Origin of the sequence: Streptomyces sp. NPDC126503 (assembly GCF_040302405.1) — a bacterium.
GTDB lineage: Bacteria > Actinomycetota > Actinomycetes > Streptomycetales > Streptomycetaceae > Streptomyces > Streptomyces gulbargensis.
In genome coordinates, this window is the sequence record NZ_JBEORS010000008.1 from 99,392 (window position 1) to 116,048 (window position 16,657).

Here is a 16,657-nt window from a genome sequence, read left to right on the forward strand (position 1 = left end):
GGCGGGCGGCGACAATGCACCTCATGGGACATGTCGAGGCCGCACATCTTGAGTACTACCTTCCGGACGGGAGGGTGCTGCTCGGGGACGCCTCCTTCCGCGTCGGCGAGGGCGCCGTCGTCGCCCTCGTCGGGGCCAACGGCGCCGGCAAGACGACCCTGCTCCGGATGATCTCCGGGGAGCTGAAGCCGCACGGCGGCACCGTCACCGTGAGCGGCGGCCTCGGCGTGATGCCGCAGTTCGTCGGCTCCGTCCGGGACGAGACCACCGTCCGTGACCTGCTGGTCTCCGTGGCGGACCCGCGCATCCGGGAGGCCGCGAAGGCCGTGGACGAGGCCGAGCACCTGATCATGACCGTCGACGACGAGGCCGCGCAGATGCGGTACGCGCAGGCGCTCAGCGACTGGGCCGAGGTCCAGGGGTACGAGGCGGAGACCCACTGGGACGTCTGCACCATGGCGGCGCTCGGCGTGCCGTACGAGAAGGCGCAGTTCCGGCAGGTACGGACGCTCAGCGGCGGCGAGCAGAAGCGGCTGGTCCTGGAGTCGCTGCTGCGCGGCCCCGACGAGGTGCTGCTCCTGGACGAGCCGGACAACTACCTGGACGTCCCCGGCAAGCGGTGGCTGGAGGAGCGCCTGCGGGAGACCCGCAAGACCGTGCTGTTCATCTCTCACGACCGGGAGCTGCTGTCCCGGGCCGCGCAGAAGATCGTCGCGGTCGAGCCCGGCCCGGCCGGTTCGGACGTGTGGGTGCACGGCGGCGGTTTCGACACCTTCCACGAGGCGCGCCGCGAGCGGTTCGCGCGCTTCGAGGAGCTGAAGCGGCGCTGGGAGGAGAAGCACGCCCAGCTGAAGAAGCTGGTCGTCACCCTGCGGCAGGCGGCGGCCGTCAGCCACGAGATGGCCTCCCGGTACGCGGCGGCGCAGACCCGGCTGCGGAAGTTCGAGGAGGCCGGCCCGCCGCCGGAGCCGCCGCGCGAGCAGGACATCCGGATGCGCCTGCGCGGCGGCCGGACCGGGGTACGCGCCGTGACCTGCGAGAACCTTGAGCTGACCGGGCTGATGAAGCCGTTCTCGCTGGAGGTGTTCTACGGGGAGCGGGTCGCCGTCCTCGGCTCGAACGGCTCGGGCAAGTCGCACTTCCTGCGGCTGCTCGCGGGAGACCCGACGGTGGCGCACACGGGTACGTGGAAGCTGGGCGCCCGGGTGGTGCCGGGGCACTTCGCGCAGACCCACGCCCACCCGGAGCTGGAGGGCCGCTCGCTGGTCGACATCCTGTGGACGGAGCACGCCAAGGACCGGGGCGGCGCGATGTCGGTGCTGCGCCGGTACGAGCTGGAGCGGCAGGGCGACCAGCCCTTCGACAAGCTCTCCGGCGGGCAGCAGGCCCGGTTCCAGATCCTGCTCCTGGAGCTGGCCGGCACCACGGCGCTGCTCCTGGACGAGCCGACGGACAACCTGGACCTGGAGTCGGCCGAGGCCCTCCAGGACGGCCTGGAGGCGTACGAGGGGACGGTCCTCGCCGTCACCCACGACCGCTGGTTCGCGCGCTCCTTCGACCGCTACCTGGTCTTCGGCTCGGACGGGGTCGTCCGGGAGACGCCGGAGCCCGTGTGGGACGAGCGGCGGGTGCAGCGGGCGCGGTGACGGTGCCCCGGCGGCGCCCCGGGCATTTTGACCCGCCGGGGGTGGCGCGGGTACCGTAGCGGTTTGTTATGCGTATCGGCTTCGTCGTTCTCACGCGAAGGGGCCCTACGCAGGTTCCCTGGAGCAGTTACCAGTGGCTCGCATACGGGCGGTGTCCCGGCAGTGTGGGCCCCAGCTGCATGATCGCTTCAGGTGTGTCTGGACTCCATCCACTGAAGAAGCGAAGGCTACGAAGTGCGTACGTACAGCCCCAAGCCTGGCGATGTGTCTCGCCAGTGGCACATCATCGACGCGCAGGACGTCGTCCTGGGCCGTCTGGCCACGACGGCTGCGAACCTCCTGCGAGGCAAGCACAAGCCCGTCTACGCGCCGCACATGGACATGGGCGACTTCGTCATCATCATCAACGCTGACAAGGTCCACCTGTCCGGCAACAAGAAGACCCAGAAGATGGCCTACCGTCACTCCGGCTACCCGGGTGGTCTGCGCTCCGTCCGTTACGACGAGCTGCTGGCCAAGAACCCCGAGAAGGCCGTCGAGAAGGCCATCAAGGGCATGATCCCCAAGAACACCCTGGGCCGTCAGATGCTCTCGAAGCTGAAGGTCTACGCGGGCGAGAACCACCCGCACGCTGCTCAGCAGCCGGTCCCGTTCGAGATCACCCAGGTCGCGCAGTAGTTCCGGCCACCCCCTAAGAACGAAAGAAATCTGAGGAGCATCGTGGCCGAGACCACCCCCGAGACCCCCGTCGACGAGTTCGAGGGCGTCGAGGAGTACACCACCGAGACCGAGAACGTCGAGGGCGACTACACGTCCGAGTCCCTCGCGTCGCGCTTCGGCGACCCGCAGCCGGCCGCCGGCCTGGGCCGTCGCAAGAACGCCATCGCCCGCGTCCGGATCGTTCCGGGCACCGGCAAGTGGAAGATCAACGGTCGCACCCTTGAGGACTACTTCCCCAACAAGGTGCACCAGCAGGAAGTCAACGAGCCCTTCAAGGTGCTCGAGCTCGACAACCGCTACGACGTGGTCGCCCGCATCGCGGGTGGCGGCGTCTCCGGCCAGGCCGGCGCCCTGCGCCTCGGCGTGGCCCGCGCCCTCAACGAGGCCGACGTCGAGAACAACCGCCCGGCGCTGAAGAAGGCCGGCTTCCTCTCCCGTGACGACCGTGCGGTCGAGCGGAAGAAGGCCGGTCTCAAGAAGGCCCGTAAGGCTCCGCAGTACAGCAAGCGTTAATCGCCTGCTCGGTCTGCTCGTAAGGTACGCCCCGGCGGCACATTCTGTGCCGCCGGGGCGCGCCCCTTTCAGGGGCCAGTTCCGGGCGTCGCTGGGGACGTCCGTGGATCGCAATGGAGGACAGCTGTGGGACGACTCTTCGGCACGGACGGCGTGCGCGGTGTCGCCAACGCCGATCTGACGGCGGAGCTGGCGCTCGGCCTGTCGGTCGCCGCCGCGCACGTGCTCGCCGAGGCGGGGACCTTCGAGGGCCATCGGCCGACCGCCGTGGTCGGACGGGACCCGCGCGCGTCGGGAGAGTTCCTGGAGGCGGCCGTCGTGGCCGGCCTCGCCAGTGCCGGAGTCGACGTGCTGCGCGTCGGTGTGCTGCCGACCCCGGCCGTGGCGTACCTGACCGGCGTCCTCGGCGCCGACCTCGGCGTGATGCTGTCCGCCTCCCACAACGCCATGCCCGACAACGGCATCAAGTTCTTCGCCCGTGGCGGCCACAAGCTCGCCGACGAGCTGGAGGACCGCATCGAGGCCGTGTACGAGGAGCACCGCACCGGCGCCCCCTGGGACCGCCCGACCGGTGCCGGCGTCGGCCGCGTCCGCGACTACGACGAGGGCTTCGACAAGTACGTCGCCCACCTGATCGGCGTCCTGCCCAACCGCCTCGACGGGCTGAAGATCGTCCTGGACGAGGCCCACGGCGCCGCCTCCCGCGTGTCGCCCGAGGCCTTCTCCCGGGCCGGCGCCGAGGTGATCACCATCGGTGCCGAGCCGGACGGCCTCAACATCAACGACGGCTGCGGCTCCACGCACCTGGAGATGCTCAAGGCCGCCGTCGTCGAGCACGGCGCCGACCTCGGCATCGCCCACGACGGCGACGCCGACCGCTGCCTCGCGGTCGACCACACGGGCGCCGAGGTCGACGGCGACCAGATCCTCGCCGTCCTCGCCCTCGCCATGCGCGAGGCGGGCACCCTGCGCGGCGAGACCGTCGTCGCCACCGTCATGTCCAACCTGGGCTTCAAGCTCGCCATGGAGCGCGAGGGCCTGACCCTCGTCCAGACCGCGGTCGGCGACCGCTACGTCCTGGAGTCCATGAAGGAGAACGGCTTCGCGCTCGGCGGCGAGCAGTCCGGGCACGTCATCGTGCTCGACCACGCCACCACCGGCGACGGCACCCTCACCGGCCTGATGCTCGCCGCCCGGGTCGCGGCCACCGGCAAGTCCCTCGCCGAGCTGGCCGCCGTCATGGAGCGGCTCCCGCAGATCCTCATCAACGTCAAGGACGTCGACAAGTCCCGGGTCTCCACCTCCGGCGAGCTGGCCGCCGCCGTCACCGACGCCGAGCGCGAGCTGGGCTCCACCGGCCGCGTCCTGCTGCGCTCCTCCGGTACGGAGCCGCTGGTCCGCGTCATGGTCGAGGCCGCCGACATCGAGCAGGCCCGGTCGGTCGCGCAGCGCCTGGCGGACGTCGTGAAGTCGGCGCTGGGCTAGGAGTCCGAGCCCGGTACCGCGCGTACGCGGAGGGCCCCGTCGCACAGAGTGCGGCGGGGCCCTCGCGCGTACGGCGCCGGGGTGTCAGGGGCGGGCCTTCGGGCCGACTTTCGCGCCCGGCCGCCCGCGCCGGGTCCACCGGCCGCGCTGCGTCCGCCACAGCAGCTTCTGCGCGTACAGGGTCAGCGTCCCGGCCAGCATGATGCCGAGGAGGTTGAGCAGCAGCTGCTCCACCGAGCCCCACATCTGGCCGAGCTCGCCGTAGCCGAGGGCCACCGCCGCGTTCGCCGCCGCCGGGACGGTCGTCACCGAGATCGCCACGCCCACCAGGGCGCCCGACTTCGCCGAGGTCAGCGACAGGGTGCCGGCCGCGCCCGCGAGCAGCGCCACCACGAAGGAGAACGGGTCCGGCTGCCAGATGAAGCTGGTGTTGGGCCGGGTCCCGTCCAGCTGCTCCCTGCTGAACAGACCGGCCGCGTCCATGCCCAGGCTGAACAGGGTCGTCACCGCGATCGCCGCCGCGAAACCGGCCAGCAGCGCGATCAGCGAACGCGCCGCGAGCCTCGGGGCGCGCCGTACCACCGCCGTACAGACCCCCGCCAGCGGGCCGAACTCGGGGCCGACCGCCATCGCGCCCACGATCAGGATCGCGTTGTCGAGGACGACACCGCAGGCGGCGATCATCGTCGCCAGGATCATGAACGCGGCGTACGTGACGGAGAGCGTCGACTCCTCGTGGGTCGCGTCGGTGAGCTGTTCCCAGATCACCGCGTCGGCGGACTCGCCGGGGGCTTCCTCCTCGGCCGCGTCCGCCCGCTTCGACAGCGACAGGCCGACGTCGTCGACGGAGATCGCCCCGTCCTCGTCGATCCGCAGCCCCCGCAGCCCGGTGAGCAGCTCGTCGCAGGCTTCCCGGGCCACGTCGCACATCACCACGTCCCCGGAGGGGTCGCGCGCGGCGCCCGGCAGCACCACCAGATGGGTGGTGCCGACGGTCGACTCGATCAGCTTGACGGCGTCCGGCGTCCGGCCGGGCGGCACGATCATCCGCAGGTGCAGCATGGGCCGAGCTTACGGACGTCACAGCTTGCGCAGGCTCAGACGCTGCACCTTGTGGTCCGCCCCCTTGCGGACGACGAGGGTCGCCCGGCCGCGCGTCGGGGCCACGTTCTCCAGGAGGTTGACCTTGTTGATGGTCCGCCACATCGTGCGCGCGTAGTCCAGGGCCTCCTCCTCGGAGACCTGCGTGTAGCGCTGGAAGTACGAGTCCGGGTTCTGGAAGGCCGTCTCGCGCAGTTTGCGGAAACGATTCAGGTACCAGCCCTCGATGTCCTCGGCCCGCGCGTCCACGTACACCGAGAAGTCGAAGTAGTCCGCCAGGCCCACCCGGGTCCGGCCGTCCTTGCCGGGCAGCGCCGGCTGGAGGACGTTCAGCCCCTCCACGATCAGGATGTCCGGCCGGCGCACCACCAGCCGCTCGCCCGGCACGATGTCGTAGATCAGGTGCGAGTAGACCGGGGCGGTGACCTCCTCCTTGCCCGCCTTCACGTCCGCCACGAACCGGGTGAGGGCCCGCCGGTCGTACGACTCGGGGAAACCCTTCCGGGACATCAGGCCGCGCGCCCGGAGCTCCGCCATCGGGTAGAGGAAGCCGTCGGTGGTGATCCGCTCCACCCGCGGGTGCTCCGGCCAGCGGGCCAGCAAAGCCTCCAGGAGCCGGGCGACGGTCGACTTGCCGACCGCGACGGAGCCGGCGACCCCTATGACGAACGGGGTGCCGCGCTGCTCCGCGTTCTCCCCGAGAAACGTGTTCAGCGCCCCCCGCAGCCCGCTCGTGGCCTGCACGTACAGGTTGAGCAGCCGGGAGAGCGGCAGATAGATGTCGCGCACCTCGTCCAGGTCGATGACGTCCCCGAGCCCGCGCAGCCGCTCGACCTCCTCGGCGGTGAGCGGCAGCGGCGTCTTGTCCCGCAGGGCACTCCACTCGGCCCGGGTGAGGTCGACGTACGGGGTCGGCTCGGAGGACCGGCGGGGGGAGGCGCCGTTGCCGTGGGGGCTTCGTGGCGGCGAAGTGATCACCCCGCCATTGTCCCGGCTCCCGCCGGACCGTGGGTGGTGGGGTCGGTCACGTGGCGGAAGGGATTGCCCCGGGCCCCGGCCGGGGCGATCATGTGGGGCCGCGTGCGCCGGAGCCGTACGCGGGGGAGCCGTCGTCCGGCGGCGTGGAGAGAAGCAGAGAGTCACCGCACATGCGTACGCCCGTCAGAGCCGTCACCGCCGTCTCCCTCGCCCTCCTCGTCACCGCGTGCGGTGGCGGCCAGCAGGCCGGCGGCCGGGGCGAGGGGCCCGCCGGGGGGACCGCCCCCAGCACCTCCGCCGCCCCCGCCACGCCGTCCGCGCCCCCGCGGAAGGTGCTCACCCAGGCCGAGCTGGAGGAGGCGATCGTCGGCCAGGGGGACCTCCCGGGCTACGCGGTGGGGGAGAGGAAGGGACCCGGGATCGGTTCGCCTTCCGTGACGGTCGACAAGGAGGCGTGCAAGCCCCTCGCCGACGCGCTGTACTCCATTCCGCACCATCTCGCCTTCGCCACCGCGGAGACGACGATGACGGAGATGCCGAAGGCGGGTGGCGCCACGGCTCCGGGAAACGCCGCCACCGACCTGTCGCTCTCCTCGTACGAGGCGGACGGAGCGCAGGAGGCACTGGCGGCGGTGCGGACCTCGGCATCGGCGTGCCGAGACGGTTTCACCTTCACGGTCATCGACGAGACGACGAAGGTGCGCTCGGTCGCTCCCCTCCCGGTGGCCGTCGGCGACGAGGCGCTGGCCTGGACGATCACTCTGGACCGGAGCAGCGGTCCGCACCTCACCAACGTCGTCCTGTTCCGCAAGGGCGGCACGGTGGCGGTCGCCTCCACCACGAGCGGCGCCCCCGGCGGCATCGCGACCCCGCCGCAGGCCCTGCTCGACGCGCAGGCCGCCAAGCTGTCCTGAGTCCACGACCGGGGGCGGCATCCGCCGTAGGCTGCCGCCATGTGCGGAATCGTGGGATACGTCGGCGGTCAGTCGGCGCTTGATGTAGTGGTCGCGGGCCTCAAGCGGCTCGAATACCGGGGCTACGACTCGGCCGGTGTCGCCGTGCTCTCCGACGGCGGGCTCGCCGCGGCGAAGAAGGCCGGGAAGCTCGTCAATCTGGAGAAGGAGCTGGTCGACCGGCCGCTGCCCGGCGGGTCCGTGGGGATCGGGCACACCCGCTGGGCCACGCACGGCGGGCCGACCGACGCCAACGCGCACCCGCACCTCGACAACGCGGGGCGGGTGGCCGTCGTGCACAACGGCATCATCGAGAACTTCGCGGCCCTGCGCGAGGAGCTGGCCGAGCGCGGGCACGACCTGCTGTCCGAGACGGACACCGAGGTCGTCGCGCACCTCCTCGCCGAGGAGTTCTCCTCCGCCGGTGACCTGGCGGAGTCCATGCGGCTGGTGTGCCGGCGGCTCGACGGCGCCTTCACCCTGGTCGCCGTCCACGCCGACCAGCCCGACGTGGTCGTCGGCGCCCGCCGCAACTCGCCCCTGGTCGTCGGGGTCGGCGAGGGCGAGAACTTCCTCGCCTCCGACGTGTCGGCCTTCATCGCCCACACCCGCTCCGCCATCGAACTCGGCCAGGACCAGGTCGTGGAGCTGACCCGCGAGGGCGTCACCGTCACGGACTTCGACGGCGCCCCCGCCGACGTCCGCGCCTACCACGTCGACTGGGACGCCTCCGCCGCCGAGAAGGGCGGCTACGCCTCCTTCATGCTCAAGGAGATCGCCGAGCAGCCCAAGGCCGTCGCCGACACCCTCCTCGGCCGGATCGACACGGCCGGCCGGCTCACCCTGGACGAGGTGCGCATCCCGGCGGCCGTCCTGCGGGAGGCCGACAAGGTCGTCGTCATCGCCTGCGGCACGGCCTTCCACGCCGGGCTCATCGCCAAGTACGCCATCGAGCACTGGACCCGCATCCCCTGCGAGGTCGAGCTGGCCAGTGAGTTCCGCTACCGGGACCCCATCCTCGACCGGCGCACCCTCGTCATCGCGATCTCCCAGTCCGGCGAGACCATGGACACGCTCATGGCGCTGCGGCACGCCCGCGAGCAGGGCGCCAAGGTCCTCGCCATCTGCAACACCAACGGGTCCACGATCCCCCGCGAGTCGGACGCCGTCCTCTACACCCACGCCGGGCCCGAGGTCGCCGTCGCGTCCACCAAGGCCTTCCTCACCCAGCTCGTCGCCTGCTACCTCCTCGCCCTCTACCTGGGCCAGGTGCGCGGCACCAAGTGGGGCGACGAGATCCACGCCGTCGTCCGGGAGCTCGCCCGCATCGGTGACGAGGTCGACCGGGTCCTGGAGACCATGGAGCCCGTCCGGGCCCTCGCCCGTTCGCTCGCGCACAAGGACACCGTGCTCTTCCTCGGCAGGCACGTCGGCTACCCGGTGGCCCTGGAAGGCGCGCTGAAGCTCAAGGAACTCGCGTACATGCACGCCGAGGGCTTCGCGGCGGGCGAGCTGAAGCACGGGCCGATCGCGCTCATCGAGGACGACCTGCCGGTCGTCGTCGTGGTGCCCTCGCCGCGCGGCCGGTCCGTCCTCCACGACAAGATCGTCTCCAACATCCAGGAGATCCGGGCGCGCGGCGCACGCACCATCGTCATCGCCGAGGAGGGCGACGACAGCGTCGCCCCCTACGCCGACCACCTCATCCGCGTCCCGGCCACCCCCACGCTGCTCCAGCCGCTCGTCGCCACGGTGCCGCTCCAGGTCTTCGCCTGCGAACTGGCCACCGCCCGGGGCAACGAGGTGGACCAGCCGCGGAACCTGGCCAAGTCCGTGACGGTGGAGTGAGGAACGACAACGCATGATCATCGGGGTGGGGATCGACGTGGCCGAGATCGACCGGTTCGCCGCGTCGGTCGAGCGCACACCGGGGCTGCTCCAGCGCCTCTTCGTCGAGAGGGAACTGCTGCTGCCGAGCGGCGACCGGCGGGGCATCGCCTCGCTGGCCGTCCGGTTCGCGGCGAAGGAGGCCGTGGCGAAGGCGCTCGGGGCGCCGGCCGGGCTGCACTGGACGGACGCCGAGGTGTACGTCGAGGACACCGGGCAGCCGCGCCTGCGGGTCCGGGGCACGGTCGCGGCACGGGCGGCCGAGCTGGGCGTGAAGCACTGGCACGTGTCGCTCAGCCACGACGCGGGGGTGGCGTCGGCGGTGGTGATCGCGGAGGGGTGAGGGTGCGGGCGGAGAGCGCGTTCCGGGTGAGCCCGGAGGCCCTGGGGCAGACTGCTGACCATGCGCACCGCTTACCGTGTGGAGACCGTCCGGGCCGCAGAGGCCGACCTCATGGCGCGGCTGCCCGAAGGGGCGCTCATGCAGAGGGCCGCCGCCGGGCTCGCCGCCGCCTGCTGCTCGCTGCTCGGAAGGGGGCGGGTGTACGGGGCCCGGGTCGTCCTCCTCGTCGGCAGCGGCGACAACGGCGGTGACGCCCTGTACGCCGGGGCCCGGCTCGCCCGGCGCGGGGCGGGCGTGAGCGCCGTCCTGCTCGGCACGCGGGCCCACGAGGGCGGCCTCGCGGCGCTCCGGGCGGCGGGCGGGCGGGTGATCGGCGGCCCCGGGCGCGGCCCGCACGACTCGAACGACCGGGACGATCCGTACGAGGTGCTCGCCGCCGCCGACCTCGTCCTCGACGGCATCACCGGCATCGGCGGGCGGGGCGGACTCCGCCCGGACGCCGTCCCGCTCGCGCGGGCCGCGCGCGGTTCCGGCGCCGTCGTCGTCGCCGTCGACCTGCCCAGCGGCGTCGACGCCGACACGGGCGAGGTCCAGGGGGAGGCGCTGCGGGCCGACGCGACCGTCACCTTCGGCGCGTACAAGCCGGGTCTGCTCGTCGACCCGGCCCGCGAGTACGCCGGGGCCGTACGGCTCGTCGGCATCGGCCTCGACCTGCCGTCCGTGCCCGACCTGGAGGCGCTCCAGCACCAGGACGTGGCCCGGCTGCTGCCCCGGCCGGGCGCCGAGAGCGACAAGTACCGGCGCGGTGTCGTCGGCATCGTCGCCGGCTCCGCCCGCTACCCCGGCGCCGCCGTCCTCGCCGTCTCCGGGGCGCTGCGGAGCGGGGCGGGCGCGGTGCGGTACGTGGGGCCCGCGGGCGACGCGGTGATCGCCGCGCACCCGGAGACGCTGGTGCACGCGGGGCCCCCGGAGAAGGCCGGCCGGGTACAGGCCTGGGTCGTCGGACCGGGGCTCGGTGACGGGCCCGGCGCGGGCGTCGCCGTCGCGGAGGTGCTCGGCTCCGGCGTGCCGGTGCTCGTGGACGCCGACGGGCTGCGCGGCCTGGACCCGGCCGCCGTACGGGCCCGCACGGCGCCGACCCTCCTCACCCCGCACGCCGGTGAGGCCGCCGCCCTGCTCGGCGTTCCGCGCGCGTCCGTGGAGGCGGGCCGGCTGGCGGCGGTACGGGAACTGGCGGAACGCTTCGGTGCGACGGTCCTGCTCAAGGGCTCGACGACGCTGGTGTGCGGGCCGGGCGCGGAGCCCGTAAGGGTGAACCCGACCGGTACCTCCTGGCTCGCCACCGCCGGCAGCGGCGACGTCCTCTCCGGCCTCGCCGGCTCCCTCCTGGCGGCGGGACTCCGGCCCCTGGACGCGGCCTCCTGCGCCGCCTACCTCCACGGCCTCGCCGCCCGCCACGCGACGGGCCCGGGCGCGCCGCTGACGGCGACGGACGTGGCGGCGGCCCTGCCGGCGGCGTGGCGGGACGTGACGGCGCCGTAAGGGCGTGGGCGGCCGGCCCGCCCGTCAGTGTCCCCGGGGTGCGTACATGATCACGGCCATGCCGGCGAGGCACACCAGCGCGCCGAGGACGTCGAAGCGGTCCGGGCGGTAGCCGTCGGCCACCATGCCCCAGGCGATCGACCCGGCGACGAACACCCCGCCGTACGCGGCCAGGATGCGGCCGAAGTCACCGTCGGACTGCAGGGTGGCGACGACCCCGTACAGACCGAGCGCGACGACGCCCGCGCCGATCCAGATCCAGCCCCTGTGCTCACGGACGCCCTGCCACACCAGCCAGGCCCCTCCGATCTCGAAGAGGGCGGCGACGGCGAACAGGGCGACGGAACGGGCGACGGTCACGGTGCGGGTCCTTCGGCAGGGCGGGGCGGGGCGGGGTCGGAAGGGAGGGGCGCGCACCCCGACCGTAGCCCTCAAGGCCGGTGCGGAGGCCGAGGGCGGAGGCGGGGGCCGGGGAGGGATCGCTCCGGGAGGGCGGCGGAGGTCACGTATCCCGCCGTCAACGTCCGTGATCGACAAGCCCGTTGGGGGACCAGGAGGGCCGAGGCGACCGTCGGTGATGCCCAGGTCCGCCGGGGTGCGGGGGCCGGACGCCGGGGACCGCGCGCGGGGGCGTGACCGGGGCGACAGACGGGGTACGCGGCCGGGGAGCCCGCACCTGAGAGACTGGGCGCGATGACTGAGACACCGCCGCCCCGCCGAGCCCGCGCCGAGATCGACCTCGGCGCGCTGCGTGCGAACGTCCGCACGCTGCGCGCCCGCGTCGCCCCCCACGTCCGGATCATGGGCGTGGTCAAGGCCGACGCGTACGGACACGGCGCCGTCCGCTGCGCCCGCGCCGCCCTGGACGCGGGCGCGGACTGGCTCGGGACGGCCACCCCGCACGAGGCCCTCGCGCTGCGGGCCGCCGGCATCACCGACGTGCCGGTCATGTGCTGGCTCTGGACGCCCGGCGACCCGTGGGACGAGGGGATCGAGGCCGGCCTGGACATGTCGGTCAGCGGCCTGTGGGCGCTGGAGGAGGTCCGGGCCGCCGCCCGCCGCACCGGCCGTCCGGCCAGGGTGCAGCTGAAGGCCGACACCGGCCTCGGCCGCAACGGCTGCCAGCCCGCCGACTGGCCCCAGCTCGTCGGCGAGGCCCTGCGCGCGCAGGAGGAGGGCCTGGTCCGGGTCACCGGCCTCTGGTCGCACTTCGCCTGCGCCGACGAGCCCGGGCATCCGTCGGTCGCCGGGCAGCTCGACACCTTCCGCTCGATGCTCGACCATGCCGAGAAGGCGGGGGTGGAGCCCGAGGTCCGGCACATCGCCAACTCGCCGGCCACCCTCACCCTCCCCGAGACCCACTTCGACCTGGTGCGGCCGGGCATCGCGATGTACGGCGTCTCGCCGAGTCCCGAGCTCGGCACCTCCGCCGAGCTGGGCCTGCGGCCCGTCATGTCGCTCAAGGCGAGCGTCGCCCTGGTGAAGCGGGTGCCCGCCGGGCACGGCGTGTCGTACGGGCACCACTACGTCACGGGCGGCGAGACCACGCTCGGCCTCATCCCGCTCGGGTACGCCGACGGCGTCCCCCGGCACGCCTCGGGCCGTGGCCCGGTCCTGGTCGGGGACCGGGTGCGTACGGTCGCCGGGCGGGTCGCCATGGACCAGTTCGTGGTCGACCTGGAGGGCGACACGCCCCCGCCGGGCGCGGAAGCGGTGTTGTTCGGGCCGGGCGACCGGGGGGAACCGACCGCCGAGGACTGGGCGGTGGCCGCCGACACCATCGCGTACGAGATCGTCACCCGGATCGGGGCGCGCGTGCCGCGCGTCTACGTGGGGGAGTAGGGGAGGGGCCGGCGTGGGCGAGGCAGGCAACTGGCGGCGTGCCGGGTTCGCCGGCGCCGCGATCGGTGTCATCGCGGCGGGCGCGGCGGCCGGGGTGGCCGTCGAGCGGCTCACCGTCGGCCGTTCCGTACGCCAGAAGGCGCGGCTCGCCCTCGACTCCACCGGCCCCTACGGGACGCTCCGGGGAACCCCGGGCCGGGCCCACGCCGACGACTCCACGGCGCTCTACTACGAGGTCGACGAAGCCGCCGCGCCCGGAGGTCCTGGTGAGGCCGGGGAGACCGCCGCCCGGCTCCGCCGCCTCTTCGGGCAGAAGCGGCCCGCCCCCGTGACCGTCGTCTTCAGCCACGGCTACTGCCTCAACCAGGACTCCTGGCACTTCCAGCGGGCGGCGCTGCGCGGCCTGGTCCGGGCCGTCTACTGGGACCAGCGCAGCCACGGCCGTTCGGAGCGCGGGGTCGACCAGACCGGTCCGGACGCCGTGCCCGTCTCCATCGACCGGCTCGGCCGGGACCTCAAGGCGGTCATCGACGCCGCCGCCCCGGAGGGCCCGCTGGTCCTCGTCGGTCACTCGATGGGCGGCATGACGGTGATGGCGCTCGCCGACCAGTACCCCGAGCTGATACGCGACCGGGTCGTGGGCGTCGCCCTGGTCGGCACGTCGGCGGGGAAGCTGGCCGAGGTGACGTACGGGCTGCCGCAGGCGGGCGTGCGGGCCGTGCGCCGGGTGCTGCCCGGGGTGCTGCGGGCGCTCGTCGCGCAGGCGGAGCTGGTGGAGCGGGGCCGCCGGGTCACCGCCGACCTCTTCGCCGGGGCGTTCAAGCGGTACTCGTTCGCGTCGAAGGACGTCGACCCGGCCGTGGCCCGCTTCGCGGAGCGCATGATCGAGTCGACCCCCATCGACGTGGTCGCGGAGTTCTACCCGGCCTTCACGGATCACGACAAGACGGGGGCGCTCGCCACCTTCCTGGACCTGCCGGTGCTGGCGCTCGCCGGGGACGACGACCTGGTGACGCCCGCCTCCCACACGGAGGCCATCGCCGCGCTGCTGCCCGACGCCGAGCTGGTGGTCGTGCCCGACGCCGGGCACCTGGTCATGCTGGAGCACCCCGAGGTGGTCAACGACCGGCTGGCGGACCTGCTGGTACGGGCCGGGTCCGCCGCCGGTCCGGTGACGGACCCGGTGGATCCGGTGAACCCCGCGGGTCCCGTGACGGGCGCCGGGAACCGGACCGGTCACGACGGCTGAGCCATGGCCCGGCCGTGAGGCCAGGCGCGGGGCTGGGCCGGGCACTGTGAACCGGCCGGTACGGCCGCACCTGGCTGACCCCGTTCGCCGTCGTGGCCGGCGTGATGATGGCCTTCGGCCGCAGCCGTTAAGTTGGCGGGTATGGAAGCAGCACACCCGCCCGTCTCCGGGGCCACCCTCGCCGTCGACTCTCCCGAGCGGATGCAGGAGCTGGGCCGCCGGCTCGCGAAACTCCTCCGCCCCGGCGACCTCGTCATGCTCACCGGCGAGCTCGGGGCCGGGAAGACCACGATGACCCGCGGCCTGGGCGAGGGCCTGGGCGTCCGGGGCGCCGTCACCTCGCCGACCTTCGTCATCGCCCGCGTCCACCCGTCCCTGGTCGGCGGGCCGGCCCTGGTGCACGTCGACGCCTACCGGCTCGGCGGCGGACTCGACGAGATGGAGGACCTGGACCTGGACGTCTCGCTCCCGGAGTCCGTGGTGGTCGTCGAATGGGGTGACGGCAAGGTCGAGGAGTTGACCGACGACCGGCTGCACGTCCTGATCCACCGCGTCACCGGCGACACCGACGACGACCGGCGGACCGTCGTGCTCCGGGGAATCGGGGACCGCTGGGCGGACCAGGACCTCGAACTCTTCTGACACTCTTCCCGGCCATGCCTTCCGTAGATTCCGACAACCTGTCGGGAAGATGTTGCGCCGGTCGTACGTGCCGTGGTGACATGGAGGTACGAGCTGGTTAGGTGTACCTAACCTACGGGAGGCATGCATGGCGACGCGAGCGCGCGTGGAACACACCCGGGACCACGTCTCGATGAGCGACCTGCTGGCGTCCTGCGCCGCCGCGAGCGCCCTGTCCACCCCGCCGGAGCGCCCCGCGCCGGCCGGGGACGGGGACGAGGGCGGCGCGCACGCGCACGGGCGGGAGCCGCTTCCGGGCGGCCAGGAGCACGCCGACGAGCACACCGAACACGGGCGCAGGCACCGGGTGCGCGGCACGGCCGCCTAGAAAGAAGGGACCGCGGCCGGAACCGTGGCCCGGAGCGGGCCTCGGACCTACGGGACCACGACGACCTTGGCGCCGATCACCGCGAAGGTCCACAGCGCGGCACCGTCCTCGCGCTTCATCCGGACACCGCCGGTCCGCCTCGTCGGGTCCGGTGACGGCGTCGAGCCGTCCACCGCCGCGCTGAAGCCGATCGACACGTCCTCCACGGTCGCGAACCGCACCACGTGCTCGATCTGCACCCCGTCGGAGCCCCGCACCGAACCGGAGCGCGAGGTCACCGCGTACGCCCCGGGCGGCGGGCTGACCGTGCTCGGCACCACCGAGAAGGTGCGCAGGGCCTTGTTCCCGGCGTCCACCAGCCACACCCGGCGCTCGCGGAGCGCGTACACCACGCGCTCGCCCGTGCCCGAGTTCGCCGGGACGGCCAGCGGGTTCCTGGCCGGCTGCTTCGGGCGGTCGGCCGCCGGGGCGGACGGGGCGGCGCTGCTCGCCGCCGGCGGCTTCACCGACAGGTCGGCGGGCACGTTCGCCGAGGCCTGGTAGGCGAGGAAGGCGACCGCGGCGACGGCAGCCGCGGTGAGCCCGGCCACGAATCCCGAGCTGCTCCTTGCCACCGTGCCCACCTCTCCGTACGTACGTTTCGAAGGGTGACGGTAGCAGCAGGGCGGCCGAGGGGCGGGGCGCCGTGCCCGGCGCCCGGGAGCCGTAGGCTGTTCGCGTGCTGTTGCTCGCCATGGATACCGCCACCCCCGCCGTCACCGTCGCCCTCCACGACGGCGCGACCGTCGTCGCGCAGTCGGGTCAGGTCGACGCCCGCCGCCACGGGGAGCTGCTGCTGCCCGCCGTCGACCGGGTCCTGGACGAGGCGGGACTGAAGCTCGACGCGGTCACCGGGATCGTGGTCGGCGTCGGCCCCGGCCCGTACACCGGACTGCGCGTCGGACTCGTCACCGCCGCCACCTTCTCCTCCGTGCTCGGGGTGCCCGTGCACGGCCTGTGCACCCTGGACGGCCTCGCGTACGCCTCCGGGATCGAGGAGCCCTTCGCCGTCGCCACGGACGCCCGCCGCAAGGAGGTGTACTGGGCGCGCTACGAGAACTTCCGCACCCGGGTCACCGACGCCTCCGTCGACCGGCCCGCCGACATCGCGGAGTCGCTCGCCGGGCTCCCCGTCGTCGGCGCGGGCGCCCGTCTCTACCCCGAGGCGTTCCCCGACGCGCGCGACCCCGAGCACCAGTCGGCCGCCGCGCTGGCCGCGCTCGCCGCGGAGAGGCTGGCCGCCGGCGGCGAGGGGTTCCTCGACCCGCTGCCGATGTACCTGCGCCGCCCCGACGCGCAGGTGCCGAAGAACTACAAGGTGGTCACCCCCAAGTGAGCGCCCCCACCCAG

At 73.4% G+C, this 16,657-nt stretch carries 17 protein-coding genes; 13 read left to right on the forward strand and 4 right to left on the reverse strand.

What is annotated here, in order from left to right; translation table 11 throughout:
- The first annotated feature begins 23 nt into the window (after positions 1 to 23).
- The 4 genes from ABTY40_RS13340 (at position 24) to glmM (ending at position 4,364) form a co-directional block, all read left to right on the forward strand.
- Positions 24 to 1,646, forward strand: coding sequence for an ABC-F family ATP-binding cassette domain-containing protein (locus tag ABTY40_RS13340; protein ID WP_345278536.1), 1,623 nt, complete (start codon positions 24 to 26; stop codon positions 1,644 to 1,646).
- 234 nt (positions 1,647 to 1,880) lie between these two features.
- On the forward strand, positions 1,881 to 2,324 hold the full coding sequence (rplM, locus tag ABTY40_RS13345; protein ID WP_352059614.1) for a 50S ribosomal protein L13: 444 nt from the start codon (positions 1,881 to 1,883) through the stop codon (positions 2,322 to 2,324).
- 42 nt (positions 2,325 to 2,366) lie between these two features.
- Complete coding sequence (gene rpsI, locus ABTY40_RS13350) at positions 2,367 to 2,879, forward strand: 30S ribosomal protein S9 (RefSeq protein WP_345278534.1); 513 nt, start codon at positions 2,367 to 2,369, stop codon at positions 2,877 to 2,879.
- 126 nt (positions 2,880 to 3,005) lie between these two features.
- On the forward strand, positions 3,006 to 4,364 hold the full coding sequence (gene glmM / locus ABTY40_RS13355; RefSeq protein WP_352059615.1) for a phosphoglucosamine mutase: 1,359 nt from the start codon (positions 3,006 to 3,008) through the stop codon (positions 4,362 to 4,364).
- A gap of 84 nt (positions 4,365 to 4,448) precedes the next feature.
- On the opposite strand, the gene ABTY40_RS13360 is transcribed toward glmM, so the two are convergent.
- Entirely contained in the window at positions 4,449 to 5,426 is a 978-nt protein-coding gene (locus ABTY40_RS13360; protein ID WP_352059616.1) for a DUF389 domain-containing protein, read from the reverse strand.
- Positions 5,427 to 5,444: 18 nt separating this feature from the next.
- A complete protein-coding gene (gene coaA, locus ABTY40_RS13365; RefSeq protein ID WP_502990564.1) occupies positions 5,445 to 6,443 on the reverse strand; it encodes a type I pantothenate kinase in 999 nt (332 codons plus the stop codon).
- A gap of 170 nt (positions 6,444 to 6,613) precedes the next feature.
- Here coaA and ABTY40_RS13370 point away from each other — a divergent pair, with 170 nt between their 5' ends.
- From ABTY40_RS13370 to ABTY40_RS13385, 4 genes are read left to right on the forward strand one after another with little or no spacing between them, the layout of a single operon-like run.
- Complete coding sequence (locus tag ABTY40_RS13370) at positions 6,614 to 7,357, forward strand: hypothetical protein (protein WP_352059617.1); 744 nt, start codon at positions 6,614 to 6,616, stop codon at positions 7,355 to 7,357.
- Between the two features lie 39 nt (positions 7,358 to 7,396).
- Positions 7,397 to 9,244: a glutamine--fructose-6-phosphate transaminase (isomerizing) gene (gene glmS / locus ABTY40_RS13375; protein WP_352059618.1), complete on the forward strand. Its 1,848-nt coding sequence runs from the start codon at positions 7,397 to 7,399 to the stop codon at positions 9,242 to 9,244.
- A gap of 13 nt (positions 9,245 to 9,257) precedes the next feature.
- Positions 9,258 to 9,626: a holo-ACP synthase gene (locus tag ABTY40_RS13380; protein WP_345278529.1), complete on the forward strand. Its 369-nt coding sequence runs from the start codon at positions 9,258 to 9,260 to the stop codon at positions 9,624 to 9,626.
- Between the two features lie 60 nt (positions 9,627 to 9,686).
- Positions 9,687 to 11,168, forward strand: coding sequence for an NAD(P)H-hydrate dehydratase (locus tag ABTY40_RS13385; RefSeq protein ID WP_352059619.1), 1,482 nt, complete (start codon positions 9,687 to 9,689; stop codon positions 11,166 to 11,168).
- A 24-nt stretch (positions 11,169 to 11,192) separates the two neighbouring features.
- Here the strand turns inward: ABTY40_RS13385 and ABTY40_RS13390 are convergent, their stop codons facing one another.
- Complete coding sequence (locus ABTY40_RS13390) at positions 11,193 to 11,528, reverse strand: YnfA family protein (protein WP_345278527.1); 336 nt, start codon at positions 11,526 to 11,528, stop codon at positions 11,193 to 11,195.
- Positions 11,529 to 11,861: 333 nt separating this feature from the next.
- Here ABTY40_RS13390 and alr point away from each other — a divergent pair, with 333 nt between their 5' ends.
- From alr to ABTY40_RS13410, 4 genes are all read left to right on the forward strand, one after another.
- On the forward strand, positions 11,862 to 13,010 hold the full coding sequence (gene alr / locus ABTY40_RS13395; protein ID WP_352059620.1) for an alanine racemase: 1,149 nt from the start codon (positions 11,862 to 11,864) through the stop codon (positions 13,008 to 13,010).
- Between the two features lie 13 nt (positions 13,011 to 13,023).
- Positions 13,024 to 14,259, forward strand: coding sequence for an alpha/beta fold hydrolase (locus tag ABTY40_RS13400; protein ID WP_352059621.1), 1,236 nt, complete (start codon positions 13,024 to 13,026; stop codon positions 14,257 to 14,259).
- 141 nt (positions 14,260 to 14,400) lie between these two features.
- Positions 14,401 to 14,901: a tRNA (adenosine(37)-N6)-threonylcarbamoyltransferase complex ATPase subunit type 1 TsaE gene (gene tsaE / locus ABTY40_RS13405; protein ID WP_352059622.1), complete on the forward strand. Its 501-nt coding sequence runs from the start codon at positions 14,401 to 14,403 to the stop codon at positions 14,899 to 14,901.
- Between the two features lie 127 nt (positions 14,902 to 15,028).
- Complete coding sequence (locus ABTY40_RS13410; protein WP_352059623.1) at positions 15,029 to 15,268, forward strand: hypothetical protein; 240 nt, start codon at positions 15,029 to 15,031, stop codon at positions 15,266 to 15,268.
- Positions 15,269 to 15,315: 47 nt separating this feature from the next.
- On the opposite strand, the gene ABTY40_RS13415 is transcribed toward ABTY40_RS13410, so the two are convergent.
- Positions 15,316 to 15,858 (reverse strand): L,D-transpeptidase, encoded by a 543-nt coding sequence (locus ABTY40_RS13415; protein ID WP_352059752.1) that lies wholly within the window; start codon positions 15,856 to 15,858, stop codon positions 15,316 to 15,318.
- Positions 15,859 to 15,986: 128 nt separating this feature from the next.
- Here ABTY40_RS13415 and tsaB point away from each other — a divergent pair, with 128 nt between their 5' ends.
- Complete coding sequence (gene tsaB / locus ABTY40_RS13420) at positions 15,987 to 16,643, forward strand: tRNA (adenosine(37)-N6)-threonylcarbamoyltransferase complex dimerization subunit type 1 TsaB (protein ID WP_352059624.1); 657 nt, start codon at positions 15,987 to 15,989, stop codon at positions 16,641 to 16,643.
- The last annotated feature ends 14 nt before the right edge of the window (positions 16,644 to 16,657 follow it).